Consider the following 16,833-nt stretch of genomic DNA (forward strand, 5'->3'; position numbering starts at 1 on the left):
CCGGCTGCGAAGAAGCCGCCGCCCCAAAAGGCTGCGCGTGCGCCTGCGGCGCCGGTTCCGCTCGCGCCGCCGCCGGCCTCGACCGCCGCTCCCGCGCCTGCGGATAACGAGTAGATCGGCATTCCAAATGCTGGGTTGCCCGGCTAATGCTTGGGCATGCCACTCCATCTGATCAAGCTCGCCGTCGGCTGCGACTCCGTCAAGGAATTGAAGGAGTGGGTGGCCGAACGGATGCAGACCGCCAAGAAGAAGGGTCTGCCGCAACATCACATCCACATCACGCGCATGGTGCCCAAGCGCGACGCCGAGATCCTCGCCGGCGGCTCGCTCTACTGGGTGATCAAGGGCGAGATCGCCGCGCGCGAAAAGATCATCGGCATCGAGCCGTTCCGCGACAAGGACGGCATCGGGCGCTGCCGGATCGTGATGCAGCCGAAAGTGATCTCGGTCTCGCCGCGGCCGATGCGCCCGTTCCAGGGCTGGCGCTATCTGACCGACGATTCCGTGCCGGCCGATCTCGGCAAGTCAGCGGCCGGCTCGATTGCGGCGATGCCGGAGCCGATGCGGCGCGAGCTGCGTGACCTCGGACTGCTCTAAACAGCCATATTGTCGATCAGCCGGGTGGTGCCGAGCTTGGCTGCGACCAGGATCCGCAAGGGGCCGTCCTTGCGCGAGGTGACCGGTGCCAGCGTCTCGGCATGGCGGACCTCGTAATAGTCGAGCACCAAGCCGGCCGCCTTGACCATGTCCGCACCGCCGGCCATGGCCGGCGCGATCGAATCGCCGGCACGGATGCGCCCGGCGCTCTCTCTCATGGCGTGGTAGAGGACAATGGCGGTCTGGCGCTCCTCGGGCGAGAGGTAGACGTTGCGCGAGGACATCGCGAGTCCGTCGCGCTCGCGCACGGTGCGGGAGCCGATCACCTTGACACCGAGGTCGAGGTCGCGCGCCATCTGCGTCACCACGCGCAATTGCTGGAAATCCTTTTCGCCGAAGATCGCGACATCCGGCCGGACTTGCGTGAACAGCTTGCCGACGACCGTGGCGACACCGCCGAAGAAGTGCGGGCGGAAGCGGTCCTCGAGGCCGGCGAGCGCCGGCCCCTCCGGCGCGATGCGGGTGGCAAACCCCTCCGGATACATGGCCGCGACGCCCGGGTGCCAGACGATATCGACGTCCTCGGCCGCGAGCTTGGCGATGTCGGCCTTCCAGGTGCGCGGATAGGCGCCGAAATCCTCGGTCGGAGCGAACTGGGTCGGGTTGACGAAGATCGACACCACGACGCGGCTGGCGCGCCGCTTGGCGAGGCGAACCAGCGACACATGCCCGTCATGGAGTGCCCCCATGGTCGGGACCAGTGCGATCGTGGCCTTTCGCTTGCGGAGATTGTCGACGGCGCGTCGCAGGGCGGGGACCGTGCGGGCGATCAATGGGCTTGCTGACATTGGGACTCGACGATTGGGAAGCGGCGCAGGTGCGGGGCGTCGCGCCCGGCGGCTAACCTTAACAAGCGGAGATCGTGGACGCCATGCATCCGGATGCGGCACAGCATCCCGCGCAAGGCGGCGTAGAACGTCGCGACATTGTGGGCTGGATCACAGACGAAAGACGGCGCCGCGACACATCGTGAGAACGGCGCGTTGCAATTTGCATTTCCTGTCACGCATTTCACTTGACCGCTGACGCGGTCAACTCGAAGATATTCGCAAGGGGTGTTGAGGATCGCCATGCTTGTGCAGGCTAGCCAAGGCCAATCCGGCTCGGCGCACGTGGTCGTGCTCGGCAACGAGAAGGGCGGCTCCGGCAAATCGACCACGGCCTTGCACATCGCCGTTGCACTTCTGAAGGCCGGCCAGCGCGTCGCCACCATCGACCTCGATTGTCGCCAGCAGAGCTTCACGCGCTACATCGGCAACCGGTCCGCCTGGGCGCAACGTACCAAGCTCGACCTCGAGCTTCCGGTGCATCGCTGCATCAAGCTCGGCGAGACCATGCAGATTGCCGAGAACGAGAATTCCGAGTTCCAGCAGTTCATGGAAGCCGTCTCCGCGGTCGAGAGCAGCTTCGACTTCATCGTCATCGATACGCCCGGCACCGACAGCTATCTGATGCGGCTCGCGCATTCGATGGCCGACACCCTGGTCACGCCGATCAACGACAGCTTCCTCGATTTCGACGTGCTCGGCACCGTCGATCCCGCGACTTACGCAGTGACGGGCGAGAGCCACTACGCCGAGATGGTGCGTGACGTCAGGCGCAAGCGACGCCAGCTCGACGGCGCGACCACCGACTGGATCGTCGTGCGCAATCGCCTGTCCATGCTCGGCTCGCGCAACAAGCAGCTCGTCGCCGAGGGCCTGAAGGATTTGTCGCTGCGGCTCGGCTTCCGCTACGTCGACGGCTTCGCCGAGCGCGTCGTGTACCGCGAATTCTTCCCACGCGGCCTGACCGCCCTGGACGATATCGACGAGGCCACGCTCGGCATGCGGCCCAATCTCGGCCATCTCACTGCGCGGGAGGAGGTGACGAGCCTGCTCCGCCAGCTCAAGCTCCCGCTCGACGAGCGCGGCCGCCGCCGCGCGGCTAACCGGGCCGAGTGGTTCAGCCAGGTCGACAAGCCGCTCGAGGTCCACGATATCCTCGGCGCCTGACCTCGCGGTATAGCGCTACTCCCGGCCGATCCGGGCCTTCGGCTGGCGCGGGAACCGGGACTGCGCCGCGCGCGTTTTCACCCTGCATTTACCGCGAGTCGAACCCGATCAAGACCGGTTGCGTCGAATAGGGACCTGCACCCTCACGTAGCGGTATGAGAATGGGGTGCTCACCGAACGAGTGCAACGCACAATGAAAGGGCTGCCGATTCACAACATTTAGCCTTCCTGTCACGCTGCTGTGACATATATTAGGGAATAGGCGACAAGGGGACGAAGAGCCCCGGAGAACACGATTTTCAACAGGGATTCAGGCCGCTTAGGCCTGAGGCTGAGGACGAAAATGAAGCGTGGAATTGCCGTTCTGGTTTCGGTCAGTGCCCTCTGCGGCATCGCCTATTTCACGGCGAGCAAGTGGGCGATCAAGCACGAGACCATCACATTCTACGATGCCTCGCGCGATAACCGTCCGGTGCCTGTTTCCATCGCGGTGCGCCGCGACAAGGAAATGCAGGCCAATGCCGGCATGATCAAGCTGCCCGTCGCGGTGATCAATCACGGCAACACCGTCAAGAACACCGAATACGGCTTCCTCGCCAACATCTTCGCTGCGCGCGGCTACATGGTCATGAGCCCGCAGCACGATCTGCCGACTGATCCTCCGATGGTCACCAAGCCCGGCGAGCTCTATGTTGGCCGGCTGCCGCAGATCCTGCGCGGCGTCGCCAACATCCATCTCGCCGTGCACGAGATGAAGAAGGTTCAGCCCAACGCCGATTACGACAAGGTTACGATGGTCGGCCATTCCATGGGCGGCGACATCACCATGTACTTCGCCAAGCAGTATCCGGATGAGGTCAAGAAGGTCGTCACCCTCGACAATCTGCGCGTGCCCTTCGTTACCGCGGGCAAGTTCAAGATCCTGTCGTTCCGCTCCCAGGATCCGCAGTTCAAGGCCGACGCCGGCGTGATTCCAACCGACGAGGAATGCGAGCAGGCAGGCATTCAGGTCGTGAAGACCGAGTTCCAGCACAACGACATGCGCGATACCGGTCCGGATGTGGCGAAAAGCTCGATCCAGAGCATGCTCGACAAGTTCCTGAGCGCGACCGACAGCGAGATCGCACCGGTCGACACGCAGTCCGCCCCGCCCAAGATCCTGGAGCCGGGCCCGGTCGCCCTGATGGCTCCTGCCAAGAGCTGACGTCCAAGAGCTTACCGAGCTGACGTCGTCGCAAGGCTGCACCAATCGTCGAAGCCTCCGCCGGCGCCCGCCCGCGGAGGCTTTGCGCATTGACCGGGCCGCATGCGCTGACCACATTAGCTGCTGACGCAAGGTGTAGCTGCGATGTCGGGCGAACCCATCAAACCGCGCGGCCGCGATGCCGTCTCGGCGCGAGCAGACGGCGTGCTGCCGCAAGCGCAAACCTCGACCTCGGAAGACATCGCCGCGTTCGTTGCCAAGGCGCGGACCCTCTCGCCGCATGCCCCGGGCGCAAGGGGGCGGCTGATCTTCGCGCTGGATGCGACCATGAGCCGGCAGCCGACCTGGGACTTGGCCTGCGCGCTCCAGGCCGACATGTTTCGCGAGACCGCAGCGCTCGGCAGTCTCGACATCCGGCTGGTCTATTATCGCGGCCTCAACGAGTGCCGAGCCACGGCTTGGATTTCCGACAGCGCCAGGCTGGCGACGCTGATGAGCAAGATCGATTGCCGCGGCGGCGATACCCAGATCGGCAAGGTCCTGAGCGAGGCCAGGCGCGAGGCAGTCGCATCCGGCGTGCGGGCCGTGGTCTTCGTCGGCGATGCCATGGAGGAAGACAGCGACGAGCTCTGCGCCAAGGCCGGCGAGCTCGGCATGCTCAAGGTGCCCGTATTCGTCTTTCAGGAGGGCCATGACGCGGTCGCCGAACAGGCCTTCCGCGAGATGGCGCGGCTGACTGGCGGTGCCTGGTGCCGGTTCGATCCCGGTGCGGCAGCGCAGCTGCGCGAGCTGTTGCGGGCAGCTGCGGCCTATGCCGCGGGTGGACGTGAGGCGCTGTTGAAGCTGGCTGGAAGCGTGAGTGGCGCGGCGAAGCTGATCAGCCAGATGAAATAGGGCCCGGCCGGTGCGGCTTGCGGCGCTGGGCGCCATGCTTTTTGACAACAGCACGACTATATTCCGGCCATGACCCTGATCGCCGGCGCTGTCGCCGTTATCACGCTGTACCTGCTGCTCCAGATGTTCCGCTCCGCCAATCCAGCGGTGCTGGCGCGCACCCTCAAGTTCGGCGGCGGCGTGCTGGCGCTGGTGGTTGCGGCCTTCACCGGCTTGCGCGGCGAGCTGGCGGTTGCGATCCCGCTCGGAATTTTCGGCGCGGGCCTGCTCGGCTGGACACCACTCGCGAATGCCGGCTTCGGCAATGTCGGCGGGCTGTTCGGCGGCGGTGCGACGCGCCCGTCCGGGCAGGCCTCGCGGGTGCGCTCGCAATTCCTGGACATGCGGCTCGACCACGATTCCGGCCAGCTTTCTGGCCAGATCGTTGCGGGGCCTCATGCCGGGCGCAATCTCGACGAATTCGATCTCGCCGGCTTGCTCGCGATGGTCCCGACGTTCGACGCCGAGAGCGTGGCCCTACTTGAAAGCTATCTGGACCGCCGGTTTCCCGCTTGGCGTCAGAACGCGCAGGGCGATACGGCAGGGCGGCAGCGCCGCACGGCGGCGAGCAGCAAAATGACGGCGGAGGAAGCCTATCAGATCCTTGGCTTGCAGCCGGGAGCGGGGCGCGACGACATCAGCCGGGCCCACAAATCCCTGATGAAGAAACTCCATCCCGACCAGGGGGGCTCGACGTATCTCGCTGCCCGGGTAAACGAGGCCAAGGATACTCTGCTTCGCACGCATAACGGCTAACTCCGGCACCAACGCTACAAACGCCCGTACCGCGTGAGCTCCGTTCGCTCTGTCTGCCGTCGCCCGCCCTTGTCGGCGTGGTCGATCCCCTTGAGCAAAGTTTTAACCGTAAATCCTTGACGAGAGGTTGTCGTGGAACAGCCTTGTCCGGAACAGCCTGCGCATCACCGCCTCACCAAAACGAAAATGCCCGCGCAAGGCGCGGGCATTTGGTCTGGAGCGGAGAAGGAAATCAGTTGCGAACGGTGATGCAGGAGATCTCGGCACGTTTCAAGGTGCGGCAGACGGCTTCGGCCTGATCGCGCTCGAGCCCGGCGAAGCGGGCGCGGTAAAGCTTGCGATTATCCTTGGCGACGACGGGCTCGGTGAACGGGTCCGCCTTGCTGAGCAGGCCGCGGGCCGAGTTGCGGGCCGCGTCGATGCGCTGCTGAGCTTCGTTCTCGCTCTCGAGCGCACCGACCTGGACGATCCAGCCGCTGTGGATGACGGCGGGCTTGGTGGTGGCGCTCATCTGGATCGGCTGCGGCGCCGGGTCGGCCGAGGCGAGCTTGGGTGCGGCGGGAGCCGGTGCGGCGGCGGTTGGGGCCGGCAGCACGCCAAGGATGCCGTTGCCGGTACCGAAGCCCGCCGGCTGCCGCGGCAGTTCGGTGCGGGCCATCTCGGCCTTCGGCGCTTCGGGCTGGCTCACCGCCTCCGGCTTGTTGATGAGATCTGCCCTGGCGACGACGGCACCGGAGGTTTCCGCGACGTCGGAGCGGTGCGGGACGGTGCTGGTGACCGGCGGCGCAACGACCTGGACACCACCTTGGGCCGGAGCCGCGGAGGCGACCTTCACGGCGCCGGCCTTGACCTGAACGGTCTTGACCCGAACCGGCTTCATCGGCTCGGACGAGCCGGGGATGATGGAGAGCGGCTGGCTCGAGATCACGCCATTGGTGAGCGGCGCCGGTTCCACCTTGGACTCCGTCGGCCGAGCTTCGGGTTTGGAGTGAGCGGGAGGCATCGCCGCAGTCGCTGCGGCCAGCGTCGACAGACGCGCGGCGAGGCGCGAAGGGGCGGCTTCAGGAGCAGGGGCCGCCGCGGCCTGGACCGGCAGGGCGGGCCGTGCCGGCATATCCGAGGCATCGGCGACATCGGTGTTGGCTTCAGTGCCGTTGCGCTCCGTAACCGCAGCGACGGTGCGGACGGTCGCACCCTTGTCGAGGTTCTCCGCGAGCAGGTTGCGCATGATGGCGTCGCGCGAGCCACCGCTGCGGCCGCCGAGCACCACGCCGATCAGGTGGCGGTTGCCGCGGCGGATCGAGCTGACGAGGTTGAAGCCGGAGGCGCGGGTGTAGCCCGTCTTGATGCCGTCCACGCCTTCGACACTGCCGAGCAGGCGATTGTGGTTGCGGATCGACTGTCCGCGCCAATTGAACGTCGAGGTCGCGAAATAGCGATAGTAGCGGGGGAAGCGCTCCTGAATGGCGCGACCCAGCGTGGCCTGGTCGCGCGCGGTCGTGACCTGCTCGTCGTTGGGCAGGCCGTTGGCATTGCGGTAAACCGTCCTGGACATGCCGAGCGAGCGCGCCTTGCGCGTCATCATCCGGGCGAAGTCGTCCTCGTCACCGGCGATCGCTTCCGCGATTACCACGGCTGCGTCGTTGGCCGAACGGGTGACGAGGCCCTTGATCGCGTCCTCGACGCGAATGGTCTGGCCGGCACGCAGATTCAGCTTGGTCGGATCCTGGTCGGCGGCGTGCTTGGACACCGGCATCTCGGTGTCGAGCTTCATCTTGCCGGATTCGAGGCGCTCGAACAGCAGATAGAGCGTCATGATCTTGGTCAGCGAGGCCGGGTGGCGGATCGCGTCAGGGCTCGTCGCCTGGAGCACTGCGCCGGAATTGCCGTCGATGATGATGGACGCGAATTTCGAGCTGGAGCTCTCGGACACGTCGTGCTGCACCCGGTGGTGCGCATAATGTCGACGATGGCGCCGCGCCTCGGCCGCGTCGACGGTGAAGATGACTGCGGTGGTGACCGTAAGAAGCCCGAAAACGCCAACCCGCGCCCAGCGCGAGGCAGACAAGTTTTTACGAAGCATGGAACCCCGTCCCCGTTTCTGACTTGATCACCGGCTCGTGAGGCGAAATTGTGCCCGACGGACCCGGGATCATTACCTGCTCAGGCTGTCCCTCCGCTGGTTGTTGGCCGCGGGGGACGTTGGACCCGAGCCGCTGTTCTGGCTAAGGTGATGTTCTCAAACGGCTTTTGGCCGCTCGCGGAAGTGACCACGTCCAGGGAATCAAAGTAGGGTGGCCCGGTTTCCAAAAGCTTAAGGAACCCTTGCGGGAAACCCCGGGAATCTCTGCGATTTGCGCCGGATTTGTGCGTCGCACAAGATTCTTGACTTTGTTGTGCGTTGCACTAATTTTGGGCGGAGTCAGAGCCAGGGAAAAGGATTCCGAAATGTTCAAGGTTGAAGACTTCCAGAGCTACGGGAAAGAGCAGTTCGAGCAGTGCGTTGCCTCCGCGACCTCGGTGCAGCACGGCCTCCAGGCGATCGCCAGCGCCTATGGCGACTACACGAAGAAGTCGTTCGAAGACACCAAGTCCTTCGTCGAGAAGCTTTCCGGCGTGAAGTCGCTGGACAAGGCGATGGAAGCGCAGACCGATTTTGCCCGTTCCGCCTACGAAACCTTCGTCGCGGAATCGCAGAAGATTGCCGGCCTCTACAGCGACCTCGCCAAGCAGGCGTTCAAGCCGGTCGAGACCATCGTGTCGAAGTTCACCCCGGCCGCGAACTGACGCACTGGTACGAGCCTGAAAGCAAAAGCCCGGCCGAGTTGGCCGGGCTTTTCATTTGCGGATGTTTGATCGGACTACTTCGCGACGCGCAGCTTGGAAATCTGCGTCAGGATGTTCTTGAACGCGTCCGAAGTTTGAGAGGAACTCGTGATCATTTGGAAGTTCCCGTCGGTTGCGCATTTCTCCAGTACCTGAGATTTCGCGTCGGCATTGTTGATGTTGACCTGAATTGTAAAGATCGTGATCGGGTTTGCCTTGTCCGCCTTGATATTGTCGCAGAGGATCGCCTGGCGGGCGTCGATCGCGGACTGCGAGGTGCTCCAGCGGTTCTGGGTATTCAAGCCGTCAGACAGCAGCACGATATAATCCTTGTAAACGTAGTTGCTGGCCTTGGCCGGTGCCGCAATCGGCGGGTTGGTCGTGCTGAGGGATTGCCAACCCCAGGCAAGACCAATGGCCTGGTTGGTGTTGCCGCTCGGCGACATCGACGTGATCTGATCCTTGAGCGTCTGCCACTGATTGCTCATCGGGAACACGGTGGCCGGAAGGCAACCCGACCACTGCTCGGCATAGAACTGCGAGGAGGGGCTCCCGCTGCCCGAACCGGGTGCGGAGTTCTTCGTGTCGTAATCCTGATCGCGGTCGTTCACGCAGCCGGTCCAGGTGTTGTGACCCGGTGCTGCCGCAGCCGTTGCTGTGGTACCGTCGCCGCGCCAGAGATGGCAGATCTTGCCCGAGCCGCTCCCTGTGCAGGTGCAACTCGTGCTCGATCCGCAGCTTGCGCTCGCCCCTGTGGCAGTAGTGTAGCAGCCGTTGTAGTAGATGCCGGACTTGCCTGAGATCTTGCTGCCATTGTCTCTGCTCGGGCAGATGTAACCGGCATAGGTGCCGGTCGACGGTATCTTGCTGGTGGTGTTGGCGCCGCTCAACGTGGCCGGCCGGTCCATACAGACAAAGCCGTGGGTAGAGTACGAAAAGGGGCAGTTCGATCCGCCGATGGCCGAATTGAAGGCGCTGGACTTGTTGTTGACGAGGATCGGAGGCTCGGCCTCCCATTCAGTCCAGTTGATCCATGAGGCATTGACATTGGTCGTGCCGACGTTGACGTCTTTCGAGAATGGAATGATCGAGATGTAAACGTCGCCCGTCTGCTTGTTGTAGTTGGACAAGGTGGTGATCATGTCCTTGGCCGCGGCTTGCATGGCCGTCATTTTGCCGTTCTGGGCCATCGATCCCGTGTTATCCAGGACCATTGCCACCCGCATGCGCGTATTTCCCCACGCCGCAGTCGAACTGCCATTGTATCCAAGCGTCGGAAAGCCCGCGATCTTCATGAAATCGGTCGGCATGGCGCCCGATCCGGTGACCACGACGTTCGAAATTCCATTGGAATCCTTCGGGGTGTAGGTGGCATGGATGTCTGCGGTCGAGACCAAACCGGGGCGACCCGTATAGAGACCGCTAAAATAGGATTTTGCCTTGGCCTCAACTTCGGACTCCGAGATGATGCCGTTGGTGAGGTCTTTGGAGACCATCAATGCTGCGGAATCGAGCGCAGACTGCAGCGAGGTGCGTGCGTGGACGGCCCGGCTGTAGTCCAGCGCGGCGCCGACAAAACCCAGCACTGGAACGAGCGCAATGGCGAAGATCACTGCGATATTGCCTTGCTTGGCCGCTGCGAAACGGGCGAGTTGTCGACCAAGGCGGCTGACGAGGGGCAGACCAGACATGACGATCCCGAAATCTGTGTTTTGCCCGATTTCGCCCCATGCCATTGAATGGCAGGTAAATTGGACCGTAGAAAAACGGAGCGTTTTGCGGAAAACCGTCGCGGCCGGGTTAACGGCCGGGTTCCTGGTCAACACGTTCTAAACGTGCCGAGCGGAAATTTTTGTCAAATCGCTCCGGATTGATTAACCTGATCAGGATCGCCCCGACCGGGAATCGGGACTGCTGCGACCGCATGGGCTGAACCCCGGCGTGCTTGCGGCGGGCCGGGGGCAGGGCCATATTGCTGGCGAGCGATCCGGCCTCGACCGCATTTGCCGGGAGCGGCGATCCAAGGCGGTGCGCCTGCGCCAGGCTCCGAAGGGCGGGGTCGCGCGGTGACCGCCATTCGCTTCCGTGGGGAATTTGAACGCCTGTGCCATGCTGCAATTGACTTCCAGCCTCGATCTGTCCGCGCCAGCCGCTGCCGACGCGCCTCGCATGAGCAATGACGACAACCGTTCGGGTACTCCCTCGGGTCCGAGCACGTCGGTCATCACCAAGGTCAAGCCCAAGACCAAGCGGCCCAACCTGTATCGCGTGCTGATCCTCAACGACGACTACACGCCGATGGAGTTCGTCGTTCACGTGCTGGAGAAGTTCTTCAACAAGGACATCGAAGCCGCGACCAAGATCATGCTGCACGTCCATCATCACGGGATCGGCGAGTGCGGCGTGTTCACCTATGAGATCGCCGAGACCAAGGTGACGCAGGTGATGGATTTCGCCCGCAAGCACCAGCACCCGCTGCAATGCGTGATGGAAAAGAAGTAAGACGGCTTGCGGCGCATTTGAGGCCGGCTCTTGTACAAGCCGCAGTGTGATTGTCGCGTAGCGGCTGCGCGCGGTGGGCTGCAGCCGGCAGAACTACGGAATTCTGCGCCGGCGCCGATCCCGCCCAAATCGGAACGGGTTTTGCATCGAAAATGCCGCAAGTGTGTCGCCGCCGAGTCGCGGAACCGGTCTTTCGCCGCGGTCTTGTATAACTATATGTGACAAAGGTTGTTGTTGCCTGACCGGGCGATGACGATCATGATGGTGGGGGCCATAGAGGACGCGAATGCCGACTTTTTCCCAAAGCCTTGAACAATCCCTGCATCGTGCGCTGGCGATCGCAAATGAGCGTCATCACCAATACGCGACGCTTGAGCATCTCTTGCTCTCCTTGATCGACGACTCCGATGCAGCCGCCGTCATGCGCGCCTGTAGCGTCGATCTCGACAAGCTCCGTACGAGCCTCGTCAACTACCTTGAGACCGAATTCGAGAACCTGGTGACGGATGGCGCCGACGACGCCAAGCCGACCGCCGGTTTCCAGCGCGTGATCCAGCGCGCGGTGATCCATGTGCAGTCGTCCGGTCGCGAAGAGGTGACCGGCGCCAACGTGTTGATCGCGATCTTCGCCGAACGCGAGAGCCATGCCGCGTATTTCCTGCAGGAGCAGGACATGACGCGTTACGACGCCGTCAACTACATCAGCCACGGCATTGCCAAGCGGCCGGGCGTCTCCGAGGCGCGGCCGGTGCGCGGCGTCGACGAGGAGACCGAGACCAAGGGTAACGAGGACGCCAAGAAGAAGGGCGAGGCGCTCGAGACCTATTGCGTCAACCTCAACAAGAAGGCGCGCGACGGCAAGATCGATCCGGTGATTGGACGCAATTCCGAAATCAATCGCGCGATCCAGGTGCTGTGCCGCCGGCAGAAGAACAACCCGCTGTTCGTCGGTGAAGCCGGCGTCGGCAAGACCGCGATCGCAGAAGGGCTCGCCAAGCGCATCGTCGACAGCGAAGTGCCGGAGGTGCTGGCGGCGGCCACCGTGTTCTCGCTGGACATGGGCACGCTGCTTGCCGGCACGCGCTATCGGGGCGACTTCGAGGAGCGCCTGAAGCAGGTGCTCAAGGAGCTCGAGGCGCATCCCAACGCCATCCTGTTCATCGACGAGATCCACACCGTGATCGGTGCGGGCGCGACGTCGGGCGGGGCGATGGATGCCTCGAACCTGCTCAAGCCCGCGCTGGCCTCGGGCACGATCCGTTGCATGGGCTCGACCACCTACAAGGAATATCGCCAGCACTTCGAGAAGGACCGCGCGCTGGTGCGGCGCTTCCAGAAGATCGACATCAACGAGCCGACGGTCGAGGATGCCATCGCGATCCTCAAGGGCCTCAAGCCGTACTTCGAGGACTATCACCGGCTGAAGTACACCAATGAGGCGATCGAGGCGGCGGTGCAGCTCTCATCGCGCTACATCCACGACCGCAAGCTGCCCGACAAGGCGATCGACGTGATCGACGAGTCCGGCGCGGCGCAGATGCTGGTCGCCGAGAACAAGCGCAAGAAGACCATCGGCATCAAGGAGATCGAGACCACGATCGCCTCGATGGCTCGGATCCCGCCGAAGAGCGTGTCGAAGGACGACGCCGAGGTGCTCAAGCATCTCGAGCAGACCTTGAAGCGCACCGTGTTCGGGCAGGACAAGGCGATCGAATCGCTCGCCGCCTCGATCAAGCTGGCGCGTGCCGGCCTGCGCGAGCCGGAGAAGCCGATCGGCTGTTATCTGTTCTCTGGCCCCACCGGCGTCGGCAAGACCGAGGTCGCCAAGCAACTCGCGGCGACGCTCGGCGTCGAGCTGCTGCGGTTCGACATGTCCGAGTACATGGAGCGGCACACCGTGTCGCGCCTGATCGGCGCGCCTCCCGGCTATGTCGGCTTCGACCAGGGCGGCCTGCTCACCGACGGCGTCGACCAGCATCCGCATTGCGTGGTGCTGCTCGACGAAATCGAGAAGGCGCATCCCGACCTCTACAACGTGCTCCTCCAGATCATGGACCACGGCCGGCTCACCGACCACAACGGCAAGCAGGTCAACTTCCGCAACGTGATCCTGATCATGACCACGAATGCCGGCGCGGCGGATCTCGCCAAGCAGGCGTTCGGCTTCACCCGGTCGAAGCGGGAAGGCGACGATCACGAGGCGATCAACCGGCAGTTCGCGCCGGAATTCCGCAACCGTCTCGATGCCATCGTCTCGTTCGGCCATCTCAGCGTCGAGGTGATCGGCACCGTGGTCGAGAAGTTCGTGCTTCAGCTCGAGGCGCAGCTCGGCGACCGCGATGTGACCATCGAGCTGTCCGAGCCGGCGAAGGCCTGGCTGGTCCAGCACGGCTACGACGAGCAGATGGGCGCACGTCCCATGGCGCGCGTGATCCAGGAGCACATCAAGAAGCCGCTGGCCGACGAGGTGCTGTTCGGCAAGCTCAAGGGTGGCGGCCACGTTCGCGTCGTCCTTGTCAAGGACGAGGCCGACGAGACCAAGGAGAAGATCGGCTTCGAATTCGTCGAGGGCCCGGTCACGCCGAAGCAGGAGAAGCTGCCCGGCACCCGCAAGCGCCCGCCGGGCAAATCCAAGCCGGGTGGCCCCGGCGGCTCAAAGGGGCCGACCTCCAAGGGGCCGCTGGTCAAGGTTTGATCGGCACGTGATGAAATCGAAAAGGCCGGCTGCAAAGCCGGCCTTTTTGTTTGCACCGATGTCTGCGCGAGGAGGCCTTACGTTCCGGCCTGCGGTTCGCGCGGTGGCCGCGGCTTTCTCGGTGCGCGCGGTGCTGCGTGCGGGACCGACGGCTGCATCGTCACGATGACCGGATTCGGCTTGTGATCGGTCGCGGCTCCGGTCGCTGCGTCGACGCCCATGCCGACGATACCGCCCAACAGGAGATTGCCCGCAAAACCCGCGGCTCCGCCCGTCTGGACGTCCCGGCTGAGCGGAACGATTTGCGGCTGATAGCCTTCCTTCTGGAAGGTGATCGAGATGTCGGCGTTCCGCTTGACGACCACGGAGCAAGGGGTCGTGCAGGTGGTCGGAACGTCCATTCCGCTGACGACGGCTTCCACGCCTGATGGTGTCGATGAAATGCTGATATTCTCCGTCGTACCGCGCGTGACCGACGCGCAGCCGCCCAGCATGACGCTGAGCGCCACAATTCCAAATGAACGCATGAAATGCCCCTTGTCCCACCGCCACTATGCGCAACCGGGGCGGGAGGGCAATAGGCCATTGCTCCGAATAGTTAAGCCACGCGGAGGTTGTGCACGACTACGCGCGAACCGGGTCGGGTCCGGCTATTCACCCCGCAGGCGCTGATCGTCCTGCACGCGGACGTGCTCGGCACCGCGCGCGCCGGCTGTGGAGAGCCGCAGCATGCTCAGCATCGCGCCGCACAGCGCAAATCCAACGCCGACAAGGAGCGCCAGCCTGGTCCCCTCAAGCGGATACCGTCCGAGCAACAGCGCCACCAGCGCCGCTCCGGTGGTCTGGCCGAGCAGGCGCGCCGTCCCCAGCATGCCGCTGGCGCCGCCGGCGCGCTCGCGCGGGGCGGCTGCGATCATGGTGCGGTTATTGGGGGTCTGGAACAGACCGAAGCCGGCGCCGGCGAGCGCCATCCGCCAGATCACGTCGAGCGGCGTTGGCGTCGCCGGCAGGAAGGCGAGCGCGCCAAGGCCGCAGGCGAATAGCGTGAGCCCAATACCGCCGAGCAGGCCGGCCGGATAATGCTCGACCAGGCGGCCGGCGAGAGGGGCCGCAAACGCCAATGCGATCGGCCATGGCGTGATCAACAGGCCCATATGCACGGCCGAATAGCCGAAGCGGCTCTGGAGATAGAAGGGGATCGCGACGAAGGCCAGCATCTGCCCGCAGAACGATGCGATCGAGGTCGCAATCGACAGCGCGAACACGGGGATGCGCAGCAGGTCGATTGGCAAGAGTGGCGAGGTCATGTGAGTCTCGCGATAGATCAGCAGCGCACCCGCGGCGATCGCGATGGCAAACTGCACGAGACAGGTGATCGCGGCCTCGCCATGACCGACGTTGTCGACCGCCGCGATGCCGACGCCGAACGTGATCGCCGACAGCCCCGCACTCTGCCAGTCGAACGAGCGGCTCGCGGGCTTGGTGTGCGGCAGGCTGCGCAGGCCCAGCACCAGTGTCACCACGCCGAGCGGCACGTTGATCGCGAACAACCAGGGCCAGCTTCCGACCGCGAGGATGCCGGCGGCGAGCGTCGGGCCGATCGCAGCCGAGAAGGCGACGACGAGCGCGTTGAGCCCGATGCCGCGGCCGAGCAGGCTGCGCGGATAGGTGAAGCGCACCAGCGCGGCGTTGACGCTCATGATGCCGGCCGCGCCAAAGCCCTGGAGGATGCGCGCGATCGTCAGCAGCGGCAGCGTGTGGGCCAGCGCACAGAAGGCCGAGGCCAGCGTGAACAGCGCCAACCCGACCAGATAGACGCGGCGATAGCCGACGATCTCGCCGAGCGAAGCCAGCGGCAGCAGCGAGATCGTGATCGCGAGCTGGTAGCCGCTGACGATCCAGATCGACAAGGCCGGGGTCGCATCGAGATCGGCCGCGATCGTCGGCAGCGCCACATTGACGATGGTGCTGTCGACCACCGCCATGACGATGCCGAGCGCAATGGTCAGCACCGCCTGATTGCGTTGCGGCTGCGGCAGGCCGTCGGCATGCTCAATGGTGACTGTCGACATCGTGAGCGGCGTATCGTTGGCGAATCGGACTCGGCCACATGCCGAGTATTGCGCCAACAGGGCAGGGCCGCGATAGTTCCGGAACCGGCCGCCAGCGCGCCGGCTTACCCAAGCGCGCTTGATGCAGCTGTCCTACACCGCCGGTGGATTGCGGTCGCTGAAGGTCACGCGCTGGTGCCAGTAGGGATAGGGCAGCGTCACCGTGCTCGCGGCATCGAGCTTTGCGACCTGGTCCTTGGTCAAGGACCAGCCAACCGCGCCGAGATTTTCGCGCAGCTGGGTCTCGTTGCGTGCGCCGATGATCAGCGTCGAGACCGTCGGACGCTGCAGCAGCCAGTTCAGCGCGATCTGCGAGACGCTCTTGCCGGTCTCCTTCGCGATCTCGTCGATCGCATCGACGACACGGTAGACGTGCTCGTCCGAGACGGGCGGTCCGAATTCGGCCGTCTTGGGCAGGCGGCTGACTTCCGGTTTCGGCTGACCGCGGCGGATCTTTCCGGTGAGGCGCCCCCAGCCGAGCGGCGACCAGACCACGGCGCCCAACCCCTGGTCGAGGCCGAGCGGCATCAACTCCCATTCGTAGTCGCGCCCGATCAGGGAATAGTAGGTCTGGTTGGCGACGTAACGCGGAAAACCGTGCTTGTCGGCGACGCCGAGCGACTTCATCAGGTGCCAGCCCGAGAAATTCGAGACGCCGACATAGCGGATCTTGCCGGCGCGCACGAGCACGTCGAGAGTCGAGAGCACCTCTTCGGACGGCGTGAAGGCGTCGAAGCCGTGGAGCTGGAAAAGATCGATATAATCGGTGCCGAGCCGGCTCAACGAACCGTCGATGGCTTTGAGCAGGTGCTCACGCGACGAGCCGATATCGTTGGGACCGTCGCCAAAGCGGAAGGTCGCCTTGGTCGAGATCAGGACCTTGTCCCGGCGACCCTTGATGGCCTCACCGAGCACCCGCTCGGACTCGCCGAGCGAATAGACATTCGCGGTGTCGAACATCGACACGCCGGCCTCGAGGCAGATGTCCAGAAGACGCCGCGCCTCGGTCGCGTCCGTCGTGCCCCATGCCGCAAGGCGGCCGACGCCGCCGAACGTGCCCGTTCCCAGGCTCAAGGCAGGCACCATAAGGCCGGACCGGCCCAAGCGTCGGTATTCCATCGATCTGCTCCTTGGCTGGCCGCTGATGATCGTGGC

At 64.2% G+C, this 16,833-nt stretch carries 14 protein-coding genes; 8 read left to right on the forward strand and 6 right to left on the reverse strand.

Annotated elements, in window-relative coordinates:
• The first annotated feature begins 156 nt into the window (after positions 1–156).
• Entirely contained in the window at positions 157–597 is a 441-nt protein-coding gene (locus tag XF30_RS18330; RefSeq protein ID WP_036015220.1) for a DUF1489 family protein, read from the forward strand.
• Here XF30_RS18330 and panC read toward each other — a convergent pair.
• Positions 594–1,445 carry a pantoate--beta-alanine ligase gene (gene panC / locus XF30_RS18335; RefSeq protein ID WP_109143482.1) on the reverse strand — a complete coding sequence of 284 codons (852 nt, stop codon included), beginning with the start codon at positions 1,443–1,445 and terminating at the stop codon, positions 594–596. The genes XF30_RS18330 and panC overlap by 4 nt on opposite strands.
• A gap of 282 nt (positions 1,446–1,727) precedes the next feature.
• Here panC and XF30_RS18340 point away from each other — a divergent pair, with 282 nt between their 5' ends.
• The 4 genes from XF30_RS18340 (at position 1,728) to XF30_RS18355 (ending at position 5,544) form a co-directional block, all read left to right on the forward strand.
• Positions 1,728–2,651, forward strand: coding sequence for a division plane positioning ATPase MipZ (locus tag XF30_RS18340; RefSeq protein WP_036015216.1), 924 nt, complete (start codon positions 1,728–1,730; stop codon positions 2,649–2,651).
• Positions 2,652–2,994: 343 nt separating this feature from the next.
• Complete coding sequence (locus XF30_RS18345; RefSeq protein ID WP_036015213.1) at positions 2,995–3,855, forward strand: alpha/beta fold hydrolase; 861 nt, start codon at positions 2,995–2,997, stop codon at positions 3,853–3,855.
• Positions 3,856–3,999: 144 nt separating this feature from the next.
• The gene (locus XF30_RS18350) at positions 4,000–4,749 is read left to right on the forward strand and encodes a hypothetical protein (protein ID WP_109143483.1); all 750 of its coding nucleotides are present in this window, start codon (positions 4,000–4,002) and stop codon (positions 4,747–4,749) included.
• Between the two features lie 69 nt (positions 4,750–4,818).
• Complete coding sequence (locus XF30_RS18355) at positions 4,819–5,544, forward strand: DnaJ domain-containing protein (RefSeq protein WP_109143484.1); 726 nt, start codon at positions 4,819–4,821, stop codon at positions 5,542–5,544.
• Positions 5,545–5,776: 232 nt separating this feature from the next.
• Here XF30_RS18355 and XF30_RS18360 read toward each other — a convergent pair whose 3' ends face one another.
• Positions 5,777–7,627 (reverse strand): D-alanyl-D-alanine carboxypeptidase, encoded by a 1,851-nt coding sequence (locus tag XF30_RS18360; RefSeq protein WP_109143485.1) that lies wholly within the window; start codon positions 7,625–7,627, stop codon positions 5,777–5,779.
• 365 nt (positions 7,628–7,992) lie between these two features.
• Between XF30_RS18360 and XF30_RS18365 the strand changes: the two genes are divergently transcribed.
• Entirely contained in the window at positions 7,993–8,331 is a 339-nt protein-coding gene (locus tag XF30_RS18365; protein ID WP_011087913.1) for a phasin family protein, read from the forward strand.
• A gap of 74 nt (positions 8,332–8,405) precedes the next feature.
• Here the strand turns inward: XF30_RS18365 and XF30_RS18370 are convergent, their stop codons facing one another.
• Complete coding sequence (locus XF30_RS18370) at positions 8,406–10,061, reverse strand: TadE/TadG family type IV pilus assembly protein (RefSeq protein ID WP_109145770.1); 1,656 nt, start codon at positions 10,059–10,061, stop codon at positions 8,406–8,408.
• Between the two features lie 478 nt (positions 10,062–10,539).
• On the opposite strand from XF30_RS18370, the gene clpS reads away from it, so the two are divergent.
• Entirely contained in the window at positions 10,540–10,872 is a 333-nt protein-coding gene (gene clpS / locus XF30_RS18375) for an ATP-dependent Clp protease adapter ClpS (protein ID WP_036015195.1), read from the forward strand.
• Between the two features lie 286 nt (positions 10,873–11,158).
• The gene (gene clpA / locus XF30_RS18380) at positions 11,159–13,567 is read left to right on the forward strand and encodes an ATP-dependent Clp protease ATP-binding subunit ClpA (RefSeq protein ID WP_036015184.1); all 2,409 of its coding nucleotides are present in this window, start codon (positions 11,159–11,161) and stop codon (positions 13,565–13,567) included.
• 77 nt (positions 13,568–13,644) lie between these two features.
• Here the strand turns inward: clpA and XF30_RS18385 are convergent, their stop codons facing one another.
• From XF30_RS18385 to XF30_RS18395, 3 genes are all read right to left on the reverse strand, one after another.
• Positions 13,645–14,094: a PEGA domain-containing protein gene (locus tag XF30_RS18385; RefSeq protein WP_036025610.1), complete on the reverse strand. Its 450-nt coding sequence runs from the start codon at positions 14,092–14,094 to the stop codon at positions 13,645–13,647.
• A gap of 123 nt (positions 14,095–14,217) precedes the next feature.
• Entirely contained in the window at positions 14,218–15,639 is a 1,422-nt protein-coding gene (locus tag XF30_RS18390) for an MFS transporter (RefSeq protein ID WP_051057186.1), read from the reverse strand.
• A gap of 132 nt (positions 15,640–15,771) precedes the next feature.
• Positions 15,772–16,797, reverse strand: coding sequence for an aldo/keto reductase (locus XF30_RS18395; RefSeq protein WP_036015181.1), 1,026 nt, complete (start codon positions 16,795–16,797; stop codon positions 15,772–15,774).
• Positions 16,798–16,833: the final 36 nt, after the last annotated feature.

Origin of the sequence: Bradyrhizobium sp. SUTN9-2 (genome assembly GCF_003122645.1) — a bacterium.
In the GTDB taxonomy this organism is placed as follows: Bacteria; Pseudomonadota; Alphaproteobacteria; order Rhizobiales; family Xanthobacteraceae; genus Bradyrhizobium; species Bradyrhizobium yuanmingense.